Genomic DNA, 26,428 nt, shown 5'->3' with positions numbered 1-26,428 from the left:
GGGGTCTTATGAGCAGAAATGAAATACCGGCTTCTCAATATACGAAAGCAATCGGAAATATAGTGGCAAACATGGATGGAATTTCCTTCCGCTATGGAAAAAAAGAGCCTTATGTATTGGAGAACTTTTCTTTATCCATTGAAGAAGGGGAGATATTTTGCCTTTTGGGAGAGTCAGGCTGTGGAAAAACAACTTGCTTACAAATTTTGGGCGGTTTTATCTTTCCGGAACGTGGGAAAGTGACTATAGCGGGGGTGGATTATAGCAGGATTCCGCCGGAAAAACGTCCTGTAGCTACCGTTTTTCAGTCTTATGCGCTATTCCCGCATTTTTCCGTAATGGAAAATGTGGTATACGGATTGAAGCAGAAGGGGATGAGAAAAAAGACTAGAGAAGATTTAGGAGAGCAATATCTTTCTCTTGTTGGCCTTTCGGGTTATGAAAGTCGAAATGTGACAGAATTAAGCGGAGGACAGCAGCAAAGGGTTGCTCTTGCCAGATCTTTGGCGATTGAGCCGAAATTGCTTCTTCTGGATGAACCTTTAAGTAACTTGGATGCGGGGCTTCGTCAGAAAATTCGTGAAGAATTAAAAATATTGCAAAAGAAATTGGGAATTTCCATGCTTTTTGTAACCCATGATCAAGAAGAGGCTATGGGACTTGCAAATCGTATCGGTATTATGCAGGAAGGGAAAATACTGCAGATTGGAAGCGGGGAAGAACTTTATCGAAGACCGGTCAGCGAGTATGTGCGAGATTTCTTCGGAGAAAGCAATCGTATATCCTATCGAGGGAGAGACTATGTACTTCGTCCGGAGGAAATCGGGATGGAAAATGAAAAGGCTTCCATACCCTCCCTTTCCGGTGAATTGGGGAAGGAAGAAAATAAAATCATCTTGGAAGCTACCGTTCTTACCGTGCAATACCTTGCAATACTGAAGCAATATTATGTAGAGTGGGAAGGACAAAGAATCAAGGTGAAAATTTCTTCTCGTGCTCCTTTTGAAGAAGGAGAGCGCGTTAAGTTGTTTTTTCACAGATTGGAGGAATCATGATTTACTTGGATAATGCGGCAACGAGTCAGAAAAAACCGCAGGCGGTTTATGACGCCGTGCTTTATGCTATGGGACATATGGGGAATGCGGGGCGTGCCACGCATGCGGCTTCTCACGGCAGTTCCAAAACCGTTTTTGATACAAGAGCACTTCTTACAAAGTTTTTTCACGGAGACAAGATTTCCAACTGTATCTTTACAAAAAATTCTACGGAAAGTTTGAATATTGCCATTCAAGGGAGTTTGAAAGCCGGAGACCATGTGATTACAACGGTCATGGAACATAATTCGGTATTGCGTCCGCTTTATGCCATGGAAAAAAGAGGCGTGGAATTATCCTTTTTACAGTATACGGAAGAGCAAGGCTTGGACTATGACAGTTTGGATTCCCTCCTACAGAAAAATACCAAAGCACTTGTCTGTACCCATGCTTCCAACCTTACCGGAGATATGGTGGACCTGGAGAGGATGGGAGAGTTTGCAAAGAAACACGGACTTCTCTTCATTGTAGATGCATCGCAGACGGCGGGAGTTTATGAAATAGACTGTACAAAGTGGGGAATTTCCGTTCTTTGTTTTACCGGACATAAGTCTCTTTTGGGGCCGCAGGGTACAGGAGGAATGATTATTGCATCCGGCGTGGACATTGCTCCTCTTTCCTTTGGCGGTACCGGAGTGGAAACCTATAATCCGGATATGCCCTTGGAAAATCCCAATCATTTGGAAGCCGGAACCTTGAATGGGCACGGGATTGCCGGGCTTCATGCCGGAGTGGAATATATTCTGGAGACAGGCATAGATAAGATTCGTAGTATAGAACTGGATCTTATGGAAAGGATGTACACCGGAATAGTACATCTTCCCGGGATTCGAATCTATGGCAATTTTAAAACCGGGAAGCGCTGTCCCATTCTCAATTTAAATTTATATGACTATGATTCTGCAGTAGTTAGCGATGAGCTTTTTACAAGATTTTCCATAGCGACGCGTTCAGGCGGACACTGCGCTCCGTTGATGCATGAAGCACTAAAGAATGTGAACCAAGGCTCTGTGCGTTTCAGCTTTTCTCACTTTAATACGAAGGAAGAAGTGGATCAGACCATTGAGGCGTTAAGAATCCTCTCCGAAGAAGGATAAAGATGAAAGAAAATACCAATAAATCTCCGGTTTTATTGCATTTTCACATTAGACAAATGAATTAAAACTCATTATAGTTTAAGGAGTTTGGACTTGATATTACGCATCTGTTGATGGAAAGGAGCGGTACATGAATAAAAAACTGAATTGCATGGGGATGGCTTGTCCTTTGCCAGTAGTAGAGGCTAAAAAGGCGATTGATGCTATGGAAGAAGACGGAATCCTGGAAGTTGAGGTAGATAATCAGACCTGTGTGGAAAATCTTCGTCGTCTGGCCGGAAAATATGATTTTACGGTAGCCAGTGAAAGCCTTTCCGACAATCATTTTCTTGTGAAAATGGAAGTCAAGAAAGAGCATGCCTTAAAGGGGAAGGACGAGGGAACCTGCACCGTAGTATTTTCTTCCGATAAGATGGGTGAGGGAGAGGAAGAACTCGGAAAAACATTAATCAAGTCTTTTGTTTTTGCATTAAGCAATGTGGATCCGCTTCCGACCGCTATGGTTTTCTATAATAGAGGCGCGTTCCTTACTTCCGAGGATTCTCCGGTTCTTGCCGATTTAAAGAATCTTGAGAAGGCGGGAGTGAAGATTATGACCTGTGGACTTTGTGCGGATTACTATAAAATAAAGGAGAAGCTGGGAGTCGGTATCATTTCCAATATGTATGAAATTGTGGAAACACAGATGCAGTCCCAAAAGATTATTAAGCCGTAATGAGAGAAAAAAAGTTACAATTTTTACTGAGTTTCAAAAATACCGTGGATGCCTTGGAAATGGAACAGATCGGACAGAAAAGAAATCTTCCGGGGCGCCTGATTCCTCTTCCGTCCGTGATTTCCGCCGGATGCGGACTGGCGTGGACTACGGAGCCTGAGAATAGAGAAATAACCCTTTCCGTCATAAAAGAAGAGGGGTTGGAGCCGGCTTCCATGCATGAAATCATGTTTTAGTCGCTACGGGGTTTGACAGTTTCACTTTCCTATGATACTATTTTACCCGTTCGCTTTGGAGGTGGATAGGTACCTGGTGAGCCTCCTGGTCTTCAAAACCAGTGTTGGGCGCGTAGAGCGTCCTAGGTGAGTTCGATTCTCACACACCTTCGCCAAATATCCCGGTAAGTTTACCGTTATAGAAGCTGTCCGTTTTCGGGCGGCTTTTTCTTTATCTAAGAGATAACGTGTGCTATCCATACGGTATTTCGTTTCATATCAATATTGCAAGAAAAGCGGTATTTTGCCTTTGTTAATGTTACATTGTGAAAAAAGTATAAGAATGAGGAATCCATGAAAATACTTAGTATTTTAGCCCAAAAACCGAGCAGTACCGGGTCCGGCATTTTTTTAACGGAACTCCTAAAGAATTTTCAAAAGATGGGAGAAAAGCAGGCCGTGCTTTACGGCATCGCGAAAGAGGATAAATTGCCTGAGTTTACCGATGTGGAAAGTTATCCTGTATACTATGAATCCGAAGACTTGCCGTTTGCGGTTCTTGGGATGAGTGATGAAATGCCTTATAAAAGTACACGCTATCGTGATATGACACCGGAGATGCTGATGCAGTTTAAGGAAGCCTTTCTCAAGAAAGCAAAAGAAGCCGTAGAGCATTTTCAACCGGATATCATTTTGTGCCATCATCTTTATCTCTTAACGGCAATCATAAGAGAAGCCTTTCCGAGCATTCCGGTTTACGGCTTTTGTCATAATACGGATCTTCGGCAGATGGAAAAACATGATTTGATGCGAGATTTTATCAAGGAAAATATACAAAGATTGGATCGAATCTATACTCCGAAGGATGCACAAAAAAAGAGGTGATGCGGATTTACAAAGTAGAGCCCGCACGAATTCAGAATATTGCTGTCGGCTATAATGCGGAGAGATTTTGTCTTCCGCGTGAGAATACCGTATTTCGAGGCGGTATTGAGAGGAGAAAAGAACTTATTCTGCCATCCGGTGAAAAGCTGCAAAAAGAGCATAGTACCGACCTTCTTTTTGCAGGAAAGCTGGGAGAAAAGAAAGGAGTATTTTCCTTACTTCGAGCGGTAGAAATGCTTTACAAGGAGAACCGAAACATTCGCTTATTTCTGGCCGGAGACAACGGGAATACAGAAGAAAAAGAGGCGGTCCATGCTTTGGGAAAGAAATGCAGTTATCCGCTATATTTTCTGGGGCGCTTAGAACAGGAAGAGCTGGTAAAGTATTATCAGTTTTCAGATGTCTTCACCTTACCGTCTTTCTTTGATGCTGTACCCCTGACCGCTTTAGAAGCTTTGGCTTGCGGAAATAAGGCGGTATTAAGCGGCCTGGACGGTTTGGAAGAATTTTTCCGGGAAAATTGTCCGGATGCTCCGGTTTTCTTTGCGGAACTTCCGGAAATGCTCAATCAGGACGAGATGCGTGAGGAGGACCAAACTCTATTTGAAAAGCGATTAAAGGAAGTTATACAGACGGCAATCTTGTATGACTATAGTAAAATGGCATCTTTTTCCCATCTGTCCTGGCTTTCGATTTGCAAAAAAATTATCGTGAAAGATTAAGTCAAACTTATTTAGTTTAAGAATTTGTTATGAAATAATCCTTTTTATTGACTTTCTCTATTACTGCAGTAAAATAATTATTCGGAAAAGAAATAAATGGGAGGGTATTTTCCGTACCTTCCCATAAGTGTTAGTAAGGGGGAAAGATGAGCGAGATTAAACTGACATCGATGACGAAGCTATCCGGTTGAGCGGCTAAAATAGGTCCCAAGACCCTTGCTCAGGTTGTGAGTAAGTTACCGAAATTTGATTTTGATCCCAAGGTTTTAGTCGGATTGGACACATCGGATGATGCGGCTGTTTATGAATTGACTGACGATCTTGCTATGATACAGACGGTGGATTTTTTCACACCGATAGTGGATGACCCGTATATGTTCGGGCAGATTGCCGCTGCAAATGCCTTGTCGGATGTCTATGCCATGGGAGGGATTCCCAAGTTGGCACTCAATATTGTGGGATTTCCGAACTGCCTTTCTCCGGATGTGTTATCTGAAATCATGAAGGGAGGAGCCGACAAGGTTATGGAGGCCGGAGCCATCCTGATTGGAGGGCATTCGATCCAAAATGATGAGCCGTTCTACGGTCTTTGTGTTTCAGGTCTGATTCACCCGTCCAAAGTTTTGAAAAACTATGGTGCAAAGCCGGGAGATGTCCTTATTTTAACAAAGCAAATTGGAACAGGCATCATTAATACTGCCGCCAAGGTATCACTGGCGGACAGTCGCGCGATACAAGAGGCAACTACCGTTATGGCGAGCCTGAACAGAAAACCGAAGGAAGTAATGGATCGATTTACGGTACATGCCTGTACGGATATTACCGGATTTGGCTTGTTGGGGCACAGCCTTGAAATGGCGGAGGCAAGTAAGGTCAGTTTTCTTTTGCACAAAAAGGATATTCCGTTTATTAAGGAAAGCTTAGACTATGCGGAAATGGGACTGGTTCCCGCAGGGGCACATGAAAACAGAAAATTCCAAGAGGAGAAGGTTGAGTTTAAGGGGATAGATACTGCGTTTCAGGATATTCTCTTTGATCCGCAATCCTCCGGAGGCTTACTGTACAGTATCCCGAAGGAAGAAAAGGATGCGGTACTGGAGGCGATAGAGAAGGCGGGCCTTCCGACTCGTTTTTCCTGCATAGGTGAAGTGGTGGAGTTTTCAGAAAAGAATATTTTTGTGGATTAAGACTTTAGCGTATTTAAAATGGGGCATGTTTGTACCGTTATTAAATAATCATAACCCGCAACAGAAGGAGAGGCAGAATGAACATCAAACAATTAGAGGCATTTGTTCGGATTGTGAAGAACAAGAGCTTTTCTCAAACTGCAAAAGAATTGTATCTGACACAACCGACGGTCAGCTCTTATATCAGCAGCTTAGAGGAAGACCTTGGGGTACAACTTTTTACCAGAACCACGAAAGAAGTGCATACCACAAGTGAAGGAGAACAGATTTATCTCTACGCCAAAGATATTGTGAATCTTTCGAATAAAATTCGAAATGCGTTTAAAGAAGAACAAAAGGATGATATTAATGAAATTGTGATTTCTTCCTCCAGCATTCCGGGGCAGTATTTACTTCCGGGAATGCTGGCCAATTTCAGTAAGCGTTATCCCAGTACGGAATTTCGGGTACATGAGACAGATAGCAAAGGGGCAGTCAGTGATGTTGCGGAGCATCGTGCAGACATCGGCTTCTGCGGGACGATTGTACCGAAGATGGCTTGTACGTTCCTTCCTTTTTATGAGGATGAACTCATTTTGATTACACCGAATACTTCGTACTATCAGAAGAAGAAGGAAAGTAAGGATCTCAGTTTTCTTGCACAGGCGGATTTTGTGATGCGAGAACAAGGGTCCGGTACCAAACAGGAAGCGTTAAAGATTTTACAGCAAAACGGCCTGAATTTGGACAATATGAAGGTGGTAGCCCGCTTTGCGAATACCGGTGCGGTACTTCTTTCCGTGAAAGAGGGTGTAGGGGTTGCTATTGTTTCCAAGCTTGCCGCACGTTCGGAGATTAAAAATCAGGAAGTACTGGACTTTCCTTTGCAGGAAGGCGGTTACTTCAGAAAAATATACATGGTCAGCAATTCCAATTATCCCTTAAGTAAAAGAGCAAAGCTTTTTATGCAAATGATTCAAAATCATGTGGATAAAAGAAAAATATTGTAGTTCGTAATTGCTTGTCAAGGCATTGTGCTTACTCGGAGGAAAAATGAAACAAAACTACAAGCTTCTGCTTAGCTATGACGGTTCACGATACTTTGGCTTTGAAAGACAGAAGGATCAGGAATTGACCATACAGGGAAAATTGGAGGCGGTGCTCACGGCAATGCCCAGAAACGATACAGATTGGGTGGAGACTTTTTCCGCGGGGCGGACCGATGCCGGTGTACATGCCAGAGGGATGTGTTGCCATGTTTTTTTGGACACGAACTTCTCTGAAGAAGAAATACAAAACTATTGTAATCATTATCTTCCGGAGGATATTGCGGTTAATTCCCTTAAAAAAGCAAGTGAACGTTTTCACGCCAGGTATCTAGCAACAGGAAAAATTTATCGTTATTCCTGCCATACCGGCAAAAACAAAGAGGTTTTCGAAAGAAAGTACCTTTACCATCTGGAGGAAGAACCGGATATCGCAGCAATGCAAAAGGCGGCGGAGTTTCTTATCGGAGAGAAGGATTTTAAGTCTTTTTGCGGAAATCCGAAGATGAAGAAGTCTACGGTAAGGAAGATTTTCAATATTGAAATCAAAAAGAACGGCTCTGTTTTACGCTTTTATTTTCATGGAAGTGGATTTCTGCAATATCAAATCAGAATCATGGTGGGAACCCTTTTGGAAGTGGGATTCCATAAAAGAAGAGCGGAAGAGGTGGAAGAAATTCTTTTGGCAAAAGACAGAACAAGAGCGGGGTATACCGCTCCGGCCAAGGGCTTGTGTCTTATGAAAGTGGAATATGATTAGACTGTAAAGACGGCACGGCCTCAGGTTTGACTATCTGGTACATTTTAATTCTTAACAAGTGGCTAAGGCGAAGCCTGAGACATCTTGTTTGCAGCAGGGAAACAGACATAAAAGGAGATTTTTTTGAAAAAACAAATTTTACTATCCCTTGGAGTTTCATTACTTAGTATGATCTCTCTGGTTTTATTGGTTCTGACCTTTATGGAAGGCCGTTTTTTTCCGGGAACTATGGTAAATCAGGTCGATCTTTCTCTTATGAAACGGGAGGAGGCGGCTGCTTACTTTTCCAAGTGGAAGCAGGACGAGTTCAAGCTTTATATCATGGATAAGGACGGGAATACGGAAGCATTGGAAGGGAAGGATATTCATTTAAGCTATGAGCCTGATTTTTCAGAGATTCCGAAATTAGATTCGTTTTATATTCTGTTTTCTCTCGGGAAAAAGAAAGACTATCCTTTAAAAGGAAAGCTGCAATATGACGAGAGTGCATTAGAGGAGTATGTGAAGAATTATGCGGCTTCACATAGTACGGAAGAAGCTCCGAGAGCGATGTTTTTAAGCGGATATGTACCGGGAGCGGGATATTTGCTCGGTGCAGAGAGGTCGGGCGGGAAAATCTCTGAAGAAGCGCTTCAAAATGCTATAAAGTCCGCCATTGCAGAAGGAAAAAATCAAATTAAATTGGCAGATGCCGGAGTTTACCCGAAGGCGGAAAACGCGGAAAACCTGGAGAATCTTAAAGAGGAGAAGAACAACGCCCTTCCCGGAATCATTCGATATAATTTTTCGGGTGAAGTGATAGAACTGAATAGCGATACTACGCTGAGTTGGTTTAAAGACGGCGGAACGGAACTGGATATCAGCCGGGTGAAACAGTATGTGAAAAATTTGAAAAATTATACTGACACCAGCGGAACAGAGAGAAGCTTTCTGACGGAGGATGGCAGAATCTTATCATTGGGCGGAAAATACGGCTTTTCTTTATCGGAAAAGAAGGAAATAAAAAAACTGACGGATAGTCTTCTTATGAGAGAGAACATTATTCGGGATGCGGAATATGATATGGTTGCGCTTGCCCGCGGTGCTGAAGATATCGGGAATACTTATGTTGAAGTGGATATCGGAAGACAAAAGATATTCTACTATGAGGACGGTGTTTTACAGCTCAGTTCCGATTGTGTTACCGGAAACCTGGCAAGACGAAACGGTACTCCGGACGGAATCTATGCTTTAAGTTATAAGGCTAAAAATGCGACCTTAAAGGGACCGGATTATGAGACGAAAGTAAATTACTGGATGCCTTTTAACCGGGGAATCGGATTCCATGACGCTTTATGGAGAAATCGTTTTGGTGGAAAGATTTATCAAAATGCCGGTTCGCACGGTTGCATTAATCTGCCTTTTTCCAGTGCAGAGAATTTGTACCAAAAGGTTTATCAAGGGATTCCTGTAGTTTGTCATTTTTAAAGAAAGAGCAGAGGGGGATTGTGGAAGAAATACAGCAAATGCAGAGAGAGGAAGAGAAGAAATCCTACGGGAAGAAAAGAAAAAGCCTTTTAGGGATTTTTTTAACGGTTCTTCCTCTCATTTTAGGCGCCCTTGTCGTATTTTTACTTTACCGCTACGGACAGCAAGTAATTAGAGAACGGGATACGCATAACGAGGCTTTGATCCATGAGGCGACACAGGCGCCTTCCGATGCAGACTATAGCGGGGCATTATTTGAAAAACTGAAAAATGGAGAAGAACTTCGAATCCTTCTTTTAGGAGATGGAGATCTTCATTCTGACTCCGCAAGCCTTACGGCACTCAAAACCAAACTGGAAAAGGACTTTGGCGGAAAAATCGTTTTTGAAGAAGCTGAGCTTCCGGATAATGCAACTTCTCTTTCAGGCTATCTTATTTTGAAAGGTGAGGGGAGTGGAGCGAATCTTTCTTCCAATCCGGATTTGATTGTTCTTTCTTTTGGCAATTATGATGAGCCCTATACCTTTCCTTATTACTATGAATTACTTCTTAGGACAGTGATGGAGAACTATTCCGAGTCATCCATCCTTCCGATTATTTCCTATAAAGCGCTGAACCCAGAGGGCTATAGCAAGGATAATGCCATGGTTCTGCAGAATATCAGTAGCCATTATGGCCTGGAGACCCTGAATTTTGCAGCGGTTTTGGCAGAGCAGGAAGAGCATCCCGATTCCGTTATGGAAAATCAGGAAGAATTTCAACGCTTTCAGGAAAAATACTTTGTATCGGCCATGATTTCCGCTATGGAAATGGTAAAGAAGGGTGAAGAGGCATCACCGATTAATCCTATTTTAGAAGAGGGTAGGGAGTGTATAGCGATTCCCAGGTCTTTATGGAAGGATTATGGGGCGACAGCCCTGCTTCTTTCCGAAGATGAATTGGAAAAACTATCCTTAAAGGGGAGACATGGGATATTAGCCTTATCAACCGCATTACACGCAGGAGAAAATAAAGGAAATCTCTATGTGGACGGTATTTTGGAGGGGAATTATTCTTTAACGGGAGAATCCTACTTGGGCATTCTTTCAAGAGATGTCAGTATGCGACAGCAATGTATCTTGAACTTTGAGACGGAAGAAGAAAAAAATAATTTTCGAAGTCTTTTCTTCCTGTCCCCGATACCGCTGGAAAAAGGATTAAAAAACGGGACAGTATTACCGTTACCTGAAATTACAGCGGAAAGCAGTCAAGAGATACCTTCCGAGACAGCCGTTCCGGAAGAAAGCAGTACTGAAAGACAAACTCAGGAAAGAAATTCCGATGCAGAGAATAAAGTGGAAGAGAAAACAAATACAATGGAAGGAAGTACGGAAGAACTGATCGGCATTTATGAAGGGGATGCCCATTCATAAGGATTATCTTTCGAAAAGTCTGTGGATTTACACCCTTATGAAGGCAATCCGTGAAGCATACGACAGTTTATTTATCGGAGATAAAAGATGTATGATGAAGAGATTCGAGAGGAGCTGTTCTTCTTTCTGGAAGAGCAATACGGAAAGAGCCGGGTTATTGAGGAAAAGGTCATTGGAAAGGCACGGGCAGACTGTGTACTGATTACGGAAAATGCTTTTATCGGAGTGGAAATAAAATCCGACCATGATACTTACCAAAGGCTTTCCGAGCAGGTAAAACAGTATAATTCTTTTTTTGACTACAATATTCTCGTTGTAGGAACAAAGCATGCACACAGTGCCAAGGATCATGTTCCCCCGTTTTGGGGAATTATCACGGTAGAGGAGGTGGAGGGAAAAGCGGATTTCTATCAATTAAGAAAAGAAGAACGAAATCCTTATCGTGACTATACAAAGAAGGGGAGTCTGCTTTGGAAAGAAGAACTTGTTTCCATTCTGGAAAAGTATGGCTTTCCCCTATACAGACAAAAGTCCAAAAAAGTTCAGTTTTCTTATTTAAAAGAGAGACTATCCGAGGATGAACTGGACAGGGAGATGTCTTTTCAGCTTTTGGAACGGACATATCCGGAGGGAGATGCTCTGTGGACACAAAAAAAGAGAAGGAGAAGAAAGCGCAAACCCAATGTACTGGTTAGCCACGTTTTAAAACGAAAAAACAGAAAAGATAAAGCGGAAGGGTAAGGATTGCACTCTGCCCTTCTTTTTTGTATAGTTAGGAAAGTGATTTTTTGGCAAAAAGAGAGGGAATAGCAAATGGATGAGTTGGAAATAATGCAAAGCTTAAAGGTGAAGTTTCAAGAGCTTTTCGGAAATAGTGAAAATGCCCGTTTCTTTTTTGCTCCCGGAAGAGTGAATTTAATAGGGGAGCATACGGATTATAATGGAGGACATGTTTTTCCCTGTGCCCTTTCTATGGGAACGTATGCATGTGTAAAGAAAAGACAGGACGGACTCTTTCGGTTTTATTCCTTAAATGTTGAAAGTGCAGGCGTGATTACCGCTGATGAAAATAGTTTTCAACCCCTGGAGGATAAGCAGTGGGCGAGTTATTTAAAGGGCGTGATTTGGGCATTTCGGAAGAGAGGATACAGCCTTCCGGAAGGACTTGACGTGGTTTTATATGGCAATATCCCAAATGGCTCAGGATTATCTTCCTCCGCGTCGCTGGAAGTTTTAATGGGGACGATTTTAAAAGAATTTTACGGACTCAGCGTAAGTTTTCCGGAGATTGCCTTAATCGGACAATACAGTGAAAACAATTACAACGGTATGAACTGCGGTATTATGGACCAATTTGCCTCTGCAATGGGAAAGAAGGATCATGCCATTTTCCTCGATACGGCCAGCCTGGAATTTAGTTATGCTCCGCTTGTTTTAAGCGATTATGCACTTATCATTACCAATACAAATAAGAAGCATAAACTGATCGGTTCTGCTTATAATGACAGAAGAAGAGAATCCGAGGAGGCTTTGAAAATTTTACAAAAGTTTGCGGAGATTAAAACTTTAGGGGATTTATCGGATGAGGAATTTTTCCGTTTAGAGGAAGAAATCAAGGATCCGATTATACGGAAAAGAGCCAAGCATGCCGTGCTGGAGAACAATCGTACCATCGCAGCAAAGAAGGCCTTGGAAGAAGGAAATTATAACGAGTTTGGAAGACTGATGAATCTGTCCCATGTTTCTCTCCGGGATGACTATGAGGTTTCCTGTGAAGAATCGGATCTCCTTTGTGAGACAGCGTGGAGTCTCCCTTATGTTCTGGGCTCCCGTATGACCGGTGGAGGATTCGGAGGCTGCACCGTATCCTTGGTAAAGCGCGATAAAATTAAGGACTTTGAAGAAGCGCTTCAGAAGGTATACGAGCCGAAAATCGGCTATCCCTGCAGCTTCTATGAGGCGGAGATAGCAGACGGACCGAGAGAACTAAACTTTTAAAATGTGCTGCGTTTGACGATAAAAGGGTAGAAATAGAATTTTAACGGATTTAAAAGGAGAAGAGAATGAAGATTTTAGTATCCGGAGGAGCGGGTTATATCGGGTCTCACACACTGATTGAACTTTTGGAAAGCGGCTATGAGGTAGTGGCCTTTGACAATTTCTATAATTCCAGCCCTAAGGCGATTGAGAGAGTTAAGGAAATTACAGGGAAGGATTTTGCTTTTTACGAAGCGGACATGCTGGATAAGGAAGCCTTGAGAAAGATTTTTAAGGAGCATCCGGATATTTCCGCAACAATTCATTTTGCCGGATTGAAGGCGGTGGGAGAGTCTGTGGCTAAGCCGATTCTTTACTACCATGACAATTTCCTCGGAACCTTGAATCTTGTAGAAGTGATGGACGAGGCGGGATGCAAGAATATTATTTTCTCTTCCTCCGCAACCGTTTACGGAGACCCTGCAGAGATTCCCATTACGGAAAATTGCCCGAAAGGAACCTGTACCAATCCTTATGGCTGGACCAAGTGGGTACAGGAACAGATTTTAACCGATTTACAGAAGGCAAAGCCGGAGTGGAATGTTATCCTGCTTCGCTATTTTAATCCGATTGGCGCCCATATTTCCGGAAAAATAGGGGAAGACCCCAAGGGAATTCCGAATAACCTCCTTCCCTATGTGGCAAAGGTCGCATCCGGCGCTCTGGAAAAGGTGCATGTTTACGGAAACGACTACGATACAAAGGACGGCACCGGAGTCCGCGATTATATCCATGTAGTGGACCTTGCAAAAGGCCATGTGAAGGCAATCGAGAGATTGGCAAAGAATGACGGTGTCTTTGTTTGCAACCTCGGAACCGGAAAGGGATACTCCGTTTTAGAGATCATCCATGCCTTTGAAAAAGCCTCAGGAAAAGAAATTCCTTACGTAATTGACGGAAGAAGAGCAGGAGATATTGCGACCTGTTATTCCAGCCCGGAAAAAGCGGAGAAGGAACTGAACTGGCGCGCGGAAAAAGGAATCGAAGAAATGTGTGAAGACGCGTGGCGCTGGCAGTCGAGGAATCCAAACGGCTATAATTCTTGATAGAGGATAAAAAGAAAGACGGCCTTCAAGGATGTTTTTAGTGAAGGCTCATCTTTTTATGCAGAAGAATTTTGCTTAGAAGGAAAAGAACAGCATGTGAGGCATACGAGGTGCCGCTTTTTACATGGCGGTATTTCATGCATAATTGCAAAAGCACGATATACGTTTAGCAGCAAGGAGCAGGAATGGAAGAGGTTTTGGAACGCTTATTGGCGTACGGAGAATATACCGGTTTAATAGAGAAGGAAGATACAATCTACTGCTACAACAGTTTGGCAGGTCTTCTTGCCTTTGAACCTAAGGCTTGTAACGAAGAACATATCAAAGAAGAAATTAAAAAAATCAAAAAGGAAGAGTTGGAATCCGGAGAATATCTGGAGAAAGTTCTAAAAGAGATTCTGGACTATGCCTTAGTAAAGGGCATCATCGAAGATGACAGTACGATAACGAAAGATCTTTTTGATACACGGGTTATGGGGGTTCTTACTGACAGACCTTCCAATATTCGAAAGCGTTTTTGGGACAAATATGCATCTTCTCCGAAGGAGGCTACCGAATATTTTTATCAGTTCAGTCAGGATAATGACTATATCCGCCGTTATCGTATCAAAAAGGATATCCGCTATAAGGTAGAGAGTTCTTACGGGGAACTGGATATCACGATTAACTTGAGTAAGCCTGAAAAGGATCCGAAGAAGATCGCTCTTCTTGGAAAGACGGTTTCTCATTCTTACCCGGCCTGTATGCTTTGCAAGGAAAGTGAGGGATATTTTGGACGCCTTGATTTTCCGGCAAGAGAAAATCACAGAATTATCCCTGTAAAGCTTTCAGGAGAAAATTTTTATTTTCAGTATTCTCCCTATGTGTACTATAACGAGCATTGTATTGTTTTCCACGAAGAGCATAAGCCGATGAAGATAGATTCTGCGGTTTTTGGAAAGATCTTCTCCTTTGTGGAGCAATTTCCGCACTATTTCCTGGGCTCTAATGCAGACCTTCCGATTGTGGGCGGTTCCATTCTTTCCCATGAGCATTTTCAGGGCGGAAACTATTCTTTCCCTATGGAGAAGGCCGGTCTACGGGAGGAGTTTACTTTGGACAAATTCCCGGAGATTCACTTCGGCATTGTCAACTGGCCGATGTCCGTTATCCGTTTAAACGGAAAAGACAAGGAACGCTGTGCTGAGGCAGCAAGCTTTATTTTAGATCGATTCCGAAGCTATAGCGATGAAAGCCTTTCCATTCTTTCCCATACGGGAGACACGCCGCACAACACGATTACCCCGATAGCGAGAAAGCGCGGAGAGCTTTTTGAGCTGGATCTGGTGCTCAGAAACAACAGGACTACGGAGGAGCATCCTTTGGGGCTTTTCCATCCCCATGAGGAGTGGCATCATATCAAAAAGGAAAATATCGGTTTAATAGAGGTTATGGGTCTTGCCGTTTTACCGGCAAGACTTCGGACAGAGCTTTCCGATCTTGGAGAAGCTATTTTGGAAAATAGAGATATCTCTTCCGACCCCATTCTTGGAAAGCATCATGCGTTTTCTTTGGAAATCAAGAAGAAATACAAGAATATTACGAAGGATACGGTAGAGGAAATACTAAGAGCGGAGGTAGGAAAGGTATTCTTAGAGGTGCTTCGTGATGCCGGAATCTTTAAAGAAGATGAGGCGGGAAAGGAAGGATTCAGAAGATTTATTGCAAGTCTTTCGTAAATATGCAATTATAAATGGATCTGTAAAAAAACTTCTTTATGCTATGGAGGTCCGTTGCGGGGCACGCTCTCGCTAACCTCGCAACGGACCTCTATAGCACTAAAAACGTCATTTTTTTACATCCCATTTCTCATTACATTTTCCTAAGGAGCAATACCATTTTTGTTAAATCACGATAGAAGCGGTTTGGATAGTTAAAGGAGCAAGATGGCAAAGAATTACAATGCAGACAGTATTACGGTTTTGGAGGGCTTAGAGGCTGTACGAAGAAGACCGGGAATGTATATCGGTTCCATCGGGAGTCGGGGCTTAAATCATTTAATTTACGAAATTTTAGACAATTCCGTGGATGAGCACCTGGCCGGTTACGGAACGGAAATCGATGTAACACTCGGAAAAGACGGCTCCTGTACGATTCGTGATAAGGGTAGAGGAATCCCGGTAGACCGCCATCAAAAGGGAATTTCCGCGGAAAGAATTGTGATGACTACCCTACATGCCGGCGGAAAGTTTGACAACTCAAGTTATAAAACTTCCGGTGGTCTGCACGGTGTAGGCTCTTCCGTTGTCAATGCTTTATCAAAATATATGCGTGTTCGGGTTTTTCAGGACGGAAAAATCTATGAGGATGAATACAGCAGGGGCATACCTACGAAAGAGCTTGTAGACGGCCTTCTTCCGGTAGTCGGAAAGACCAGAGAGACGGGAACGGAAACCTGTTTCATCCCGGACGATATGATTTTTGAGAAGACGCGCTTTAAGGAGGATTGGCTGAAATCCCGCCTGCATGAGACGGCTTACTTAAACCCGAATCTGCATCTCTTCTTTAGAGACGAAAGAGGAGATGAGCCGGTAGAAATTGAGTATTACGAGCCAAATGGGATTGTTTCCTTTGTGGAAGAGCTGGTAAAGGATTCCGAGAAGGCGGTGACTCCCGTAATTTATTTTAAAGGAAAGAGTGAGAAAACCGAGCTTGAATGTGCTTTTCAGTTTACGGACAGCTTTGAGGAAAATATTCTGGGATTTTGTAACGGGATTTACACTGTAGAGGGCGGTACCCATATTGTGGGCTTTAAAACGAAGTTCTTGCAGCTTATCAACGGCTATGCAAGACAGCTTGGTGTTTTAAAGGAGAAGGACCAGAATTTTACCGGGGCGGACAGCAGAAACGGTATGGTGGCCGTGCTTTCCGTGAAATACCCGGAGCCTGTTTTTGAAGGACAGACGAAGACGAAGCTTGCTTCTTTGGAGGCAGCCAAAGAGGTTTCCCAGATTACGGGAGAGGAGCTCGAGCGTTTCTTTGACCGCAATGTGGAAATTGTAAAGGCAATCCTCACTTGCGCGGAGAAGTCCGCAAAAATCAGAAAGCAGGAGGAAAGAGCCAAGGTCAACCTTCTTTCCAAGTCAAAGTACAGCTTTGACTCGAACGGAAAGCTTGCGAACTGCATTTCCAAAAACGCGGAAGAGTGTGAGATTTTTATCGTGGAGGGAGACAGTGCGGGTGGTTCGGCAAAGACTTCCCGAAACCGCCATACGCAGGCTATTCTTCCCTTACGTGGCAAGATCTTAAATGTGGAGAAGGCTTCCATGGATAAGGTTCTTGCCAATGCGGAAATTAAGACGATGATCAATGCCTTTGGCTGCGGTTTTTCTGAAGGGTATGGTAATGACTTTGATATTACAAAGCTTCGATATCATAAAATCATTCTGATGACGGATGCCGATGTCGACGGCAGTCATATTGATACCCTGCTCCTGACCTTCTTCTACCGCTTTATGCCGGAGCTTATTCAGGAAGGGCATATCTATGTTTCCATGCCGCCACTCTACCTTGTGACTCCGCAAAAAAAGACGGAGAAGCCGCAGTATCTCTATGACGAAAGAGCTTTAACGGAGTATCAGAAAAAACATGGCACGGAAGGCTATGATCTGAAGCGCTTTAAGGGACTGGGAGAAATGAATCCGAAGGAGCTTTGGGACACTACCTTAAATCCGGAAAATCGTGTTTTAAAGCGGGTGGAAATAGAGGATGCAAAGCTTGCTTCCCGGGTTACTACCATGCTTATGGGGGCTGAGGTTGCACCAAGAAGAGAATTTATATTTACGCACGCAAGAGAAGCGGAAATCGATACATAGAATAAAGGATAAAATATGGCAGAACAAATCTTAAGCACGGAATATTCCGAGGAGATGCAGAAGTCTTACTTAGACTATTCCATGAGTGTTATAACGAGTAGAGCCGTTCCGGATATTCGGGACGGCTTAAAGCCGGTGCAAAGAAGGGTACTTTTCGATATGGGGGAACTTCGCGTCTTCCATGATCGCCCGACCTTAAAGTCCGCAAGAATCTGCGGTGATACCATGGGTAAGTATCACCCGCACGGGGATAGCTCGATTTATGAAACCTTAGTTGTTATGGCGCAGGATTTTAAGCGTATGCAGGCGCTTATCGAAGGGCAGGGAAATTTCGGCTCCATTGAAGGTGATTCTGCCGCAGCTCCAAGGTATACGGAGGCAAGACTGGAAGCCTTTACGGAAAAAGCCATGCTTGAGGATCTAAGCCTTTCCGTGCCTTTTCAGCCAAACTATGACGGTAAGCTTATGGAGCCGGAGGTGCTTCCCGCAAAGATTCCGTATTTTCTTTTAAACGGTTCCGAAGGAATCGCGGTAGGCATGACCACCTCTACTCCCTCTCATAATCTGGCAGAGCTGATTAACCTGATTCTCGCCTACATGAAAAATCCGGAGATGAGCTTGGAAGAAATGCTTCGCATCATGCCGGGACCGGACTTTCCTACGGGAGGAATGGTTGCCAATAAAGATGATTTAGCGGAAATCTACGCTACGGGACAGGGAAAGCTTCGTCTTCGCGGGAAGCTCGTTTTTGAGAAAAAACAGGGAAAAAACGATAGAGACAAGCTCGTCATTACGGAAATTCCGTATACTATGGTCGGTGCCGGAATCAGTAAGTTTATGCAGGACGTCGCCGGTCTTTGCGATGAGAAGAAGATTACGGATATTACGGATATATCGAACCAGTCCGGAGAGCAGGGAATTCGTATCGTTCTTGAATTAAAGAGCAATGCGGACATAGAGAAGATTGAAAATATTCTCTACAAGAAAACCAAACTAGAGGACAGCTTCCCGGTCAATATGCTGGCTATTGCAAAGGGCAGGCCGGAAACTCTTTCCTTAAAGCGTGTCTTGGAAGAGTACCTTTCCTTCCAGGAAGAACGGATTCATTCCAAGTTCGGAAAGCTTCTGGAAAAGGAAGAGAAGAAAAAGGAGATAGAAGAAGGACTCATTAAGGCGGTGGATGTGATTGACGCCATTATTGCTCTTCTTCGCGGTGCAAAGAGCCAAAAGGAAGCGAAGATTGCCCTGATGCAGGGGGATAGTTCGGTTCTGCAATTAAAGGACAGAGATCTGATTTTCCTAAAGGATATTGAGAGCTTTTCCTTTAGCGAGGTACAGGCGCAGGCCATTCTCGACATGCGGCTTTCCAAGCTCATCGGGCTGGAGATTTTGTCTCTGCAAAAGTCCTATAGAGAGACCTTGAAAAACATTAAGAACTATAAGGCGATTGTGTCCTCCAAGGAAGTGCTATATAAGCATCTTGAGGAAGAGCTTCTTTCTATTCGAGAGGAGTTCGGAAGAAAGAGAAGGACGGAGATTCGGAACGCGGAAGAAGCCGTTTATGATGAAAATGCCATTGAAGAAATGGATCTTTTCTTTGTGCAGGATCGTTTCGGCTATGGAAAGCTTCTGGAGCCGCAGGTTTACCAGAGAAATAAGGAAAGCATAGAGGCGGATTATCCCTTTATTCTTTCCTGTAAGAATACGGATCGTCTACTCTTCTTTACGAGTGAGGGGAATCTCCATCAGGTTAAGGTTTTGGACTATCCCTTGGCAAAATTTAAGGATAAGGGTATCCCCCTGGATAACCTCAGTAAATTCTCCTCGGATAAGGAGATTGTGCTTTCCGTATTTGCAAAAACTGCGCTTTTACAGGAAACCTTACTTTTCTTAAGCAGAAACGGTTATGGAAAAAGGGTAGAGGGCGCGGAATTCGATACGCAAAATCGTCTGGTGCAGGCAACGAAGCTGGTGGATGACAGTTTAGTAGCTGTCCTTCCCGTAAAGGCGGAGGAACAGCTCGTTTTGGAGTCCGAGGATTCCTTCTTCCTGCGTTTCCCGGTAGAGGAGCTTCCTGTGCAGAAAAAGACCGCAAGGGGCGTCTGTGCCATGAGCCTTAGGAAGGGAGACAGCGTAAAGTCGGTTTACCTTCTTTCCGAGCAGACTGAGTTGAAGCTTTCCGGAAAAAATCTGTCCTTGTCGAGACTGAAGCTCGCAAAGCGCGGAGGAAAAGGGGCAAAACACAGTTAAAGGGATTTTCTCTTTAGAGGGAGCATGATACAATAAAAAAGTTGGCATACTGAAGTTAACGAAAAATGATAAAAGGTTCAAGCGTAAAAGCAGTATTGTTTAAAGCTTGCAGGGCAATCTTTTGCAAAGTATAGCCGTGTAAAGTAAAAATGTAAGAAGTATAGAAAGAGGGATAAGATGGAAAAATTTAAAGTAGGAATATTAGGAGCAACCGGAATGGTGGGGCAGAGATTTGCCACACTTTTAGAGAATCACCCCTGGTTTGAATTAGCTTGCCTTGCGGCTTCTCCCCGTTCCAAGGGAAAGACCTATGAGGAGGCTGTGGGAGATAAGTGGAAGTTGGACATTCCGATGCCCGAGTCCGTCAAGAAGATGGTTGTGAAGGATGTTTCCGATATTGAGTCTGTTAAGGAAGGTCTTGATTTCGTATTTTCCGCAGTGGATATGAATAAGGAGGAAATCTTGGCCATTGAGGAAGCCTATGCGAAGGCGGAACTTCCGGTGGTTTCCAACAACTCCGCACACCGTTGGACGGAGGACGTTCCGATGGTTGTGCCGGAGATTAATCCGGAGCATTACAAAATTATAGAAAGACAGAGAAAGCGTTTAGGAACCAAGAAGGGATTTATTGCTGTAAAGCCGAACTGTTCCATTCAGTCTTATACCCCGGCCTTTGCGGCATGGAAGGAATTTGAGCCGTATCAGGCTGTGATTTCAACCTATCAGGCGATTTCCGGAGCGGGAAAGAATTTTGAGACCTGGCCGGAAATGGTAGGAAATATTATTCCTTATATCGGCGGAGAGGAAGAAAAGTCCGAGAGAGAGCCCCTGCGTGTTCTTGGTACCCTTACTGAGAAGGGGATTGCCTTGAAAGAGGATCTCGTTATCAGTGCACAGTGTATTCGTGTTCCCGTGTTAAACGGCCACACGGCTACCGTTTCGGTTTCTTTTAGAAAGAAACCGACTAAGGAAGAGTTGATTTCCGCGCTTAGAAACTATAAGGGACTTCCGCAGGAGAGAAATTTACCCTCTGCACCGAAGCATTTTATTCAATATTTAGAGGAGGATAATCGTCCTTCCGTTTTGGAAGATGTAAATTATGAAAAAGGAATGGGTGTGTCTATCGGCCGATTAAGAGAAGACCAGCTTTTTGACTATAAGTTTGTCGGTCTTAGCCACAATACCTTAAGAGGCGCTGCGGGAGGTGGTGTGCTTTCTGCAGAAATGCTGGTAGAACTCGGTTATATTACAAAATAAAGACAGGAGGATGCAGGGAAAGAAAGAGACTAAATCATGGAATTTTTCTTTTCTTGCATCCTTTTTTTATCATTCATTTCGGAATTTTCGTACTGCGATTTTAGGATTTCGTTAAACGGTTCAGGAAAACAGAAGGAGGAGCGCATGAAGGTTCAAAAATTGGGACATTTTGTGGACGGAAGAGAGGTTCATCTTTTTACGATGGAAAATAAAAACGGAGTCAAGGCAAGTTTTACCGACCTTGGCGGAGTTTGGCTTTCTCTCCTTTTTCCGAACCGGAGTGGGAAAGAACTTGACCTTCTGCTTTCTGTTGAAAACTGGGAAGATATTATGGAAAATCCCGGTCATATGGGAGAAGTAGTGGGAAGAAACTGCAATCGTATTGCCGGGGGAATGTTCAACTTGAACAACAAGTTGTATCGTCTTTTCTTGAACGACGGACAGTACAGTAACTGCCATTCCGGTCCCGATTATTATGGAAGGCGCCTCTTTACAGTAAAGGAGAAAGGGGAAAATACTCTGACGCTGGCTTTATTTTCACAGGATATGGATCAAGGCTTCCCGGGAGACTTGGATTTTTCCGTACGCTATACTTTGACAGATGATAATGAAGTGAAAATCCGTTATAAGGGACTTTCCAATAAAGATACCATCATGAACTTTACCAATCATGCCTATTTTAACCTGATGGGACATGATTTCGGTTCTCTTTCCGAGCATGAAATTTGCATCCATGCGGACAGCTACACGCCTTCCGATTCTCATCTGATTCCTACAGGCGAAATTTGCGCAGTAGAAGGAACTGCCTTTGACTTTAGGACAGAGAAAGCGATGCTCGATACGAAACGTCTTAAGAATGAGCTGAAAGCAGTTGGGGGATACGACCACAATTTCTGTATAAGAGACTATGACGGAACACTCCGCTGTGCTGCCGAAGTATTCTGCAAGAAGTCCGGTATTGCCATGGAAGTGGAGACGGACTGCCCGGGAATTCAGTTTTACACCGGAAATTTTATGGCTGCGGAAGATCTTGGAAAGGGTGGCTGTGACTATGGAAAGCATAGCGGCTTTTGCCTGGAAACGCAGTTCTATCCTGATGCGATAAATAAGCCGAATTTTCCGTCTCCGGTTGTGAAAGCGGGAGTAGTGTATAAGTCTGAAACAATTTACCGTTTCTTTAGAAGATTAATTTAAAATGAAAAAATTATTCATTGCGGAGAAGCCTTCCGTTGCCAAGCAGTTTGCGGAAGCACTGGGAGTGGCAACAGGAGGAGGAAACCGCGGCTATTTGGAAAATCAGGACTATATCTTTACCTGGTGTGTGGGACACCTCATCAGTATGAGTTATCCGGAAAAATACGATGAGGAGCTTAAGAAGTGGAAGATGGAATCACTTCCCTTTATTCCGAAGGAGTATCTCTACGAGGTAATCCCCTCCGTGAAGGAGCAATTTTCCGTGGTTTCCGCCCTTTTACAGAGGAAGGACCTGGAAACCATCTATATCTGCACCGACTCGGGAAGAGAAGGAGAATATATTTATCGCCTTGTTGCTTCCCAATGTCCGGAAATTACGGCGGAAGAAAAACGGGTATGGATTGACTCGCAAACGAAGGAAGAAATTCTTCGAGGCATACGAGATGCGAAGGCAAAGACCGCCTATGACAGGCTGGGAACGGCCGCTTATCTTAGGGCTAAGGAAGACTATCTTATGGGAATCAATTTCTCCCGTGTGCTGACCCTTCGCTACGGAAGAGAGCTTGCAAGAGCACTTGGAAAGGAAAAATCCACCGTTATCGCGGTGGGAAGAGTGATGAGCTGCGTTCTTGCCATGATTGTGCAGAGGGAAATGGAGATTCGCGCCTTTCAAAAGACGAGCTTCTGGAAAGTCATCGGAGATTTCAGTTTGGACGGGGAAAGTGCAGCCCTTTCCTGTGAATTTCGAGGAAAGGAAGAGAGTAAGTACTATAGAGAAACCGACTTATATAAAAATATGGGCTTTCTACAGGCAGAAAAAGCGAAGGCCTTTCAGGAAATCTTTAGGCCGTATCCACAGGAAGGAAGCATTACAAGTCTGGAAAAGAAAAAAGAAGTTAAAAATCCGCCTCTTCTTTTTAACCTGGCGGAACTTCAGAATGAATGTGCCAAGATTTTGAAAATCAGTCCGGATGATACCTTAAAGCTTGTGCAGGAGCTTTATGAAAAGAAGCTTTGCACCTATCCGAGAACGGATGCCAGGGTACTTTCCACAGCTGTTTCCAAGGAAATTGAGAAAAATATCCGCGGTCTTTCCGCCTTTCCGCAGTACCTCCCCTTTGCAAAGGATATCTTGGAGCGAAAAAGTTATAGCGGTATCGCTAAGACGAAGTACTGTGACGATAAGAAAATCACCGACCATTATGCCATTATTCCGACCGGGCAGGGAAGAGCCCAGTACAATAGTCTGGGAACGCTTCAAAAGAAGGTCTTTGATTTTATTGTCCGTCGATTCTTCTCTATTTTTTATCCTTCCGCAGAGTACAAAAAGTACAATCTCTCTATTACGGTTTTAGAGGAGGAGTTTTTAGCGAGTGAAAAGCGGCTTGAAAAACCGGGTTACCTTCAGCTCTATGAAAAAAGCATAGAGAAGGAAGAAAAGGAAGGAGATTCGGAAAATGAGGAGAATCATGTAAGCGGTCTTTCAGGACTTTCCGGTCTAAAAAAAGGTTCTAAGGTTTATCTTATGAGTACAGCTTTAAAAGAGGGAGAAACTTCTCCCCCGAAACGCTATACTTCGGGAACAATGATTCTTGCCATGGAGAACGCGGGAAAGCTGATAGAGGATGAGTCCCTAAGGGAACAAATCAAGGGTTCCGGAATCGGAACCTCCGCAACGCGTGCAGGGATTCTTACCAAGCTGGAAAAGAATGAATATATTCATTTGGATAAGAAGAACCAGCAGCTTTCTCCGAGCCTTTTAGGGGAGAAAATTGTGCATATTCTCTGGAACTCCATTCCCTCTCTTTTAAATCCGACCCTCACCGCTTCTTGGGAAAAGGGACTTTCCTATGTGGAAGAGGGAAAGATAGAAGAGAAAGAGTATATGGATAAGCTCGAAGATTTTGTACGGAAAAATACGGAAAAGGTAAAGTTTGCCTGACGAAAAGCTATAGGAAACGAAAAGCTATAGGAAACGAAAAGCTATAGGAAACGAAACGTAATAAGAAGTTGAAAAAGGTTTTTTTTAATTCTGATTGAAAGGATACGATAGAAAGGAAAATATGAAAAAGGAAGCTTGTACAACAAAGAAAGTTTTTCCCGAGCTGAAAGCACCCTATGACAGCTTGTTAAAGGATACGCTCTATCCCTGGGAGGCACTTCCGAAGATTAAAGCCTGGATTAAAGAAGTGCAGAAAAGTCTTCCGGAGGACTTTAACGAGGTAAAACCGGGGGTATTTATCCATAAGACGGTAAAGCTTTACCCGAACGTCTATCTGGGAGAGAATATTATCCTTATGGAAGACTGTGAGCTTAGGCCGGGGGCTTTTTTACGGGAAAATGTCTTTGCGGGAGCCGGATCCGTGCTCGGAAACAGCTGTGAATTTAAAAACGCGGTACTTTTCCCGCACGTGCAGACTCCGCATTATAACTATGTCGGAGACTCCATTCTGGGGGAATATTCTCATCTGGGAGCCGGGGCACTGACCTCCAATGTGAAATCGGATAAGACACTGCTCATACTGCATTTTGAAGACGGGGAGATAGAAACCGGTCTTAAAAAGTTCGGGGCTATTCTTTCCGATCATGTGGAAGTGGGGTGTCAAAGTGTTTTAAATCCGGGAACAATTATTTTTTCCCATACGAATATCTATCCATTGTCCGCTGTAAGGGGTATAATACCCGGTGGCTCAATCTATAAAGACAAGAATACGCTTGTAAAGAAGAGAGGAGAGGAATAGCAATGAATCAATTTGGTGAAAATGTATTTATTTTGGACCACCCGCTGATTACCCATAAAATCTCCATATTAAGAGATAAAAACACCGGGACCAATGAATTCCGTCAACTGGTGGAAGAAATTGCCATGCTTATGGGTTTTGTAGCACTGTCGGATCTTCCGATGACCAAGGTTCCGGTGGAGACGCCGATTGAAACGGCGGATACCTATGTGATTGCAGGAAGAAAGCTTGCTATTGTACCTATCCTTCGTGCAGGTCTCGGCATGGTTTCCGGACTGACTGCCTTGGTGCCTTCCGCAAAGATTGGACATATCGGTCTTTACAGAGATGAAACCACACATAAGCCGGTAGAATATTTCTGTAAGCTTCCGAACCCGATTGAAGAGAGAATAATCGTGGTTTGCGATCCGATGCTCGCAACAGGCGGTTCCGGTGTGGATGCCATTAATCTCATTAAAAAGCATGGCGGAAAGAAGATTAAGTTCGTATGCATCATTGCGGCACCGGAAGGGGTAAAGAAGCTTCATGAAGAGCATCCCGATGTGCAGATTTATGTTGGAAATTTAGACAGAGAATTGAATAAAAATGCCTACATCTGTCCGGGACTTGGAGATGCGGGAGATAGAATTTTCGGAACGAAATAAAAAAGAGGAAAGAATCTTCTTTCCTCTTTCAAAATGCCGCTGGCCGGACTTGAACCGGCACGGTTTCCCGCTTGATTTTGAGTCAAGTGCGTCTGCCATTCCGCCACAGCGGCAAGCGCTATAAAGATTAGCACATTTATTTTTTTTTGCAAGTATTGTTTTTGGAGAAGTATTTTGTGGAAAGAGACTTGCCATTATTTTACCATAGGAGTGTATAGTGAACTGTTTAGAGGCTAGAAAATATATCTATGATTTCGTGCAGGGAAACTGGGAAGAGGATAGGCTGGAGGACTTTTTGCAACATATTAAAACTTGCCCGGATTGCAAGGAAGAATTGCGTGTGACACACATGATTTATCATGGCTTAAGAAGTCTGGATGGGAAGGAAAATATGCCGGTGGACCGATCCTACCGAAAAATGGAAGAAGAAGCGGAACATTTTCTACGCTTGGGACATTTCTTTTCTGCAGTGAGGATTAGCTCGGAAACGCTTGTTTTTTGGGCACTGTTTTTTTCCTTATTCTATTTTATTCTAGGCTATTTGCCCTTGATTTTTCGATAAAACAGAATTTCTGACATTTCATTTTCGTACAGAGTAGGAGGATTCTTTGAAGCAGAATAAATTGTTGTTAATCGACGGCCACAGTATCTTATCCAGGGCCTTTTATGGCGTACCGATTTTGAGTAATCATGAGGGGATTCCCACAAACGGTGTTTTTGGATTTTTAAATATTTTCTTTAAAGAATTGGAATTGGAAGAGACGGAGCATGTTGCTGTCTTTTTGGGCACTGTTTTTTTCTTTATTCTATTTTATTCTAGGCTATT

23 protein-coding genes, 2 tRNA genes and 1 pseudogene are annotated in these 26,428 nt (G+C 43.5%); 25 read left to right on the top strand and 1 reads right to left on the bottom strand.

The genetic code is table 11. From position 1 onward, the window contains the following. The first annotated feature begins 8 nt into the window (after positions 1 to 8). From HMPREF9124_RS07350 to upp, 23 genes are all read left to right on the top strand, one after another. Entirely contained in the window at positions 9 to 1,055 is a 1,047-nt protein-coding gene (locus tag HMPREF9124_RS07350) for an ABC transporter ATP-binding protein (protein WP_009428213.1), read from the top strand. Further along, entirely contained in the window at positions 1,052 to 2,191 is a 1,140-nt protein-coding gene (locus HMPREF9124_RS07345; RefSeq protein ID WP_009428388.1) for an aminotransferase class V-fold PLP-dependent enzyme, read from the top strand. Before HMPREF9124_RS07350 ends, HMPREF9124_RS07345 begins: the two co-directional genes overlap by 4 nt. Before the next feature lie 130 nt (positions 2,192 to 2,321). Further along, on the top strand, positions 2,322 to 2,906 hold the full coding sequence (gene yedF / locus HMPREF9124_RS07340) for a sulfurtransferase-like selenium metabolism protein YedF (protein WP_009429416.1): 585 nt from the start codon (positions 2,322 to 2,324) through the stop codon (positions 2,904 to 2,906). Beyond that, positions 2,906 to 3,142, top strand: a complete 237-nt coding sequence (locus HMPREF9124_RS07335) for a DUF3343 domain-containing protein (protein WP_009428635.1) — start codon at positions 2,906 to 2,908, stop codon at positions 3,140 to 3,142. The genes yedF and HMPREF9124_RS07335 overlap by 1 nt, the downstream gene beginning before the upstream one ends. 57 nt (positions 3,143 to 3,199) lie before the next feature. Further along, a tRNA-Sec gene (locus HMPREF9124_RS07330) sits at positions 3,200 to 3,297 on the top strand. Positions 3,298 to 3,475: 178 nt separating this feature from the next. Beyond that, positions 3,476 to 4,006 (top strand): glycosyltransferase, encoded by a 531-nt coding sequence (locus tag HMPREF9124_RS12355; RefSeq protein WP_009427983.1) that lies wholly within the window; start codon positions 3,476 to 3,478, stop codon positions 4,004 to 4,006. Continuing rightward, complete coding sequence (locus HMPREF9124_RS12350) at positions 4,006 to 4,728, top strand: glycosyltransferase family 4 protein (RefSeq protein WP_009427695.1); 723 nt, start codon at positions 4,006 to 4,008, stop codon at positions 4,726 to 4,728. The genes HMPREF9124_RS12355 and HMPREF9124_RS12350 overlap by 1 nt, the downstream gene beginning before the upstream one ends. Positions 4,729 to 4,874: 146 nt before the next feature. Further along, entirely contained in the window at positions 4,875 to 5,915 is a 1,041-nt protein-coding gene (gene selD / locus HMPREF9124_RS07320) for a selenide, water dikinase SelD (protein ID WP_083816310.1), read from the top strand. Between the two features lie 77 nt (positions 5,916 to 5,992). Continuing rightward, positions 5,993 to 6,904, top strand: a complete 912-nt coding sequence (locus tag HMPREF9124_RS07315) for a selenium metabolism-associated LysR family transcriptional regulator (RefSeq protein WP_009429313.1) — start codon at positions 5,993 to 5,995, stop codon at positions 6,902 to 6,904. Between the two features lie 43 nt (positions 6,905 to 6,947). Continuing rightward, positions 6,948 to 7,700: a tRNA pseudouridine(38-40) synthase TruA gene (truA, locus tag HMPREF9124_RS07310; protein ID WP_009428303.1), complete on the top strand. Its 753-nt coding sequence runs from the start codon at positions 6,948 to 6,950 to the stop codon at positions 7,698 to 7,700. 123 nt (positions 7,701 to 7,823) lie between these two features. After that, positions 7,824 to 9,167 (top strand): L,D-transpeptidase family protein, encoded by a 1,344-nt coding sequence (locus HMPREF9124_RS07305; protein WP_009427945.1) that lies wholly within the window; start codon positions 7,824 to 7,826, stop codon positions 9,165 to 9,167. Between the two features lie 20 nt (positions 9,168 to 9,187). Next, the gene (locus tag HMPREF9124_RS07300) at positions 9,188 to 10,579 is read left to right on the top strand and encodes a hypothetical protein (RefSeq protein ID WP_036598037.1); all 1,392 of its coding nucleotides are present in this window, start codon (positions 9,188 to 9,190) and stop codon (positions 10,577 to 10,579) included. 87 nt (positions 10,580 to 10,666) lie between these two features. Further along, positions 10,667 to 11,320: a sce7726 family protein gene (locus tag HMPREF9124_RS07295; RefSeq protein ID WP_009429717.1), complete on the top strand. Its 654-nt coding sequence runs from the start codon at positions 10,667 to 10,669 to the stop codon at positions 11,318 to 11,320. Positions 11,321 to 11,392: 72 nt separating this feature from the next. Next, complete coding sequence (locus HMPREF9124_RS07290) at positions 11,393 to 12,577, top strand: galactokinase (RefSeq protein ID WP_009427999.1); 1,185 nt, start codon at positions 11,393 to 11,395, stop codon at positions 12,575 to 12,577. A 65-nt stretch (positions 12,578 to 12,642) separates the two neighbouring features. Further along, positions 12,643 to 13,662 carry a UDP-glucose 4-epimerase GalE gene (galE, locus tag HMPREF9124_RS07285; RefSeq protein WP_009429595.1) on the top strand — a complete coding sequence of 340 codons (1,020 nt, stop codon included), beginning with the start codon at positions 12,643 to 12,645 and terminating at the stop codon, positions 13,660 to 13,662. 185 nt (positions 13,663 to 13,847) lie between these two features. Next, on the top strand, positions 13,848 to 15,380 hold the full coding sequence (locus HMPREF9124_RS07280) for a UDP-glucose--hexose-1-phosphate uridylyltransferase (RefSeq protein ID WP_009428168.1): 1,533 nt from the start codon (positions 13,848 to 13,850) through the stop codon (positions 15,378 to 15,380). Positions 15,381 to 15,587: 207 nt separating this feature from the next. Beyond that, positions 15,588 to 17,516 carry a DNA gyrase/topoisomerase IV subunit B gene (locus tag HMPREF9124_RS07275; protein ID WP_009428682.1) on the top strand — a complete coding sequence of 643 codons (1,929 nt, stop codon included), beginning with the start codon at positions 15,588 to 15,590 and terminating at the stop codon, positions 17,514 to 17,516. Positions 17,517 to 17,531: 15 nt separating this feature from the next. After that, positions 17,532 to 19,766 (top strand): DNA gyrase/topoisomerase IV subunit A, encoded by a 2,235-nt coding sequence (locus tag HMPREF9124_RS07270; RefSeq protein ID WP_009429250.1) that lies wholly within the window; start codon positions 17,532 to 17,534, stop codon positions 19,764 to 19,766. A 177-nt stretch (positions 19,767 to 19,943) separates the two neighbouring features. After that, on the top strand, positions 19,944 to 21,023 hold the full coding sequence (gene asd, locus HMPREF9124_RS07265; protein WP_009429254.1) for an aspartate-semialdehyde dehydrogenase: 1,080 nt from the start codon (positions 19,944 to 19,946) through the stop codon (positions 21,021 to 21,023). Positions 21,024 to 21,167: 144 nt separating this feature from the next. Then, positions 21,168 to 22,217, top strand: coding sequence for an aldose epimerase family protein (locus HMPREF9124_RS07260; RefSeq protein ID WP_009428516.1), 1,050 nt, complete (start codon positions 21,168 to 21,170; stop codon positions 22,215 to 22,217). 1 nt (position 22,218) lies between these two features. Beyond that, the gene (locus HMPREF9124_RS07255) at positions 22,219 to 24,159 is read left to right on the top strand and encodes a DNA topoisomerase (RefSeq protein WP_009428925.1); all 1,941 of its coding nucleotides are present in this window, start codon (positions 22,219 to 22,221) and stop codon (positions 24,157 to 24,159) included. A gap of 121 nt (positions 24,160 to 24,280) precedes the next feature. Next, positions 24,281 to 24,958 carry a UDP-N-acetylglucosamine pyrophosphorylase gene (locus HMPREF9124_RS07250; RefSeq protein ID WP_009428181.1) on the top strand — a complete coding sequence of 226 codons (678 nt, stop codon included), beginning with the start codon at positions 24,281 to 24,283 and terminating at the stop codon, positions 24,956 to 24,958. Positions 24,959 to 24,960: 2 nt separating this feature from the next. Further along, positions 24,961 to 25,602: a uracil phosphoribosyltransferase gene (gene upp, locus HMPREF9124_RS07245; RefSeq protein ID WP_009429921.1), complete on the top strand. Its 642-nt coding sequence runs from the start codon at positions 24,961 to 24,963 to the stop codon at positions 25,600 to 25,602. A 34-nt stretch (positions 25,603 to 25,636) separates the two neighbouring features. On the opposite strand, the gene HMPREF9124_RS07240 is transcribed toward upp, so the two are convergent. Continuing rightward, positions 25,637 to 25,715: transfer RNA gene (locus HMPREF9124_RS07240), tRNA-Leu, on the bottom strand. 104 nt (positions 25,716 to 25,819) lie between these two features. Here HMPREF9124_RS07240 and HMPREF9124_RS07235 point away from each other — a divergent pair. Beyond that, the gene (locus tag HMPREF9124_RS07235; RefSeq protein ID WP_009427997.1) at positions 25,820 to 26,164 is read left to right on the top strand and encodes an anti-sigma factor family protein; all 345 of its coding nucleotides are present in this window, start codon (positions 25,820 to 25,822) and stop codon (positions 26,162 to 26,164) included. Between the two features lie 46 nt (positions 26,165 to 26,210). Then, positions 26,211 to 26,381: pseudogene (locus HMPREF9124_RS07230) on the top strand (hypothetical protein); the annotation flags it as partial. Positions 26,382 to 26,428 lie beyond the last annotated feature (47 nt).

The organism is Oribacterium sp. oral taxon 108 str. F0425 (assembly GCF_000214455.1).
Classification (GTDB): Bacteria; Bacillota; Clostridia; order Lachnospirales; family Lachnospiraceae; genus Oribacterium; species Oribacterium asaccharolyticum.
Note: the sequence above shows the minus strand (reverse complement) of the source record. Positions and strands in the feature narration are given on the sequence as shown.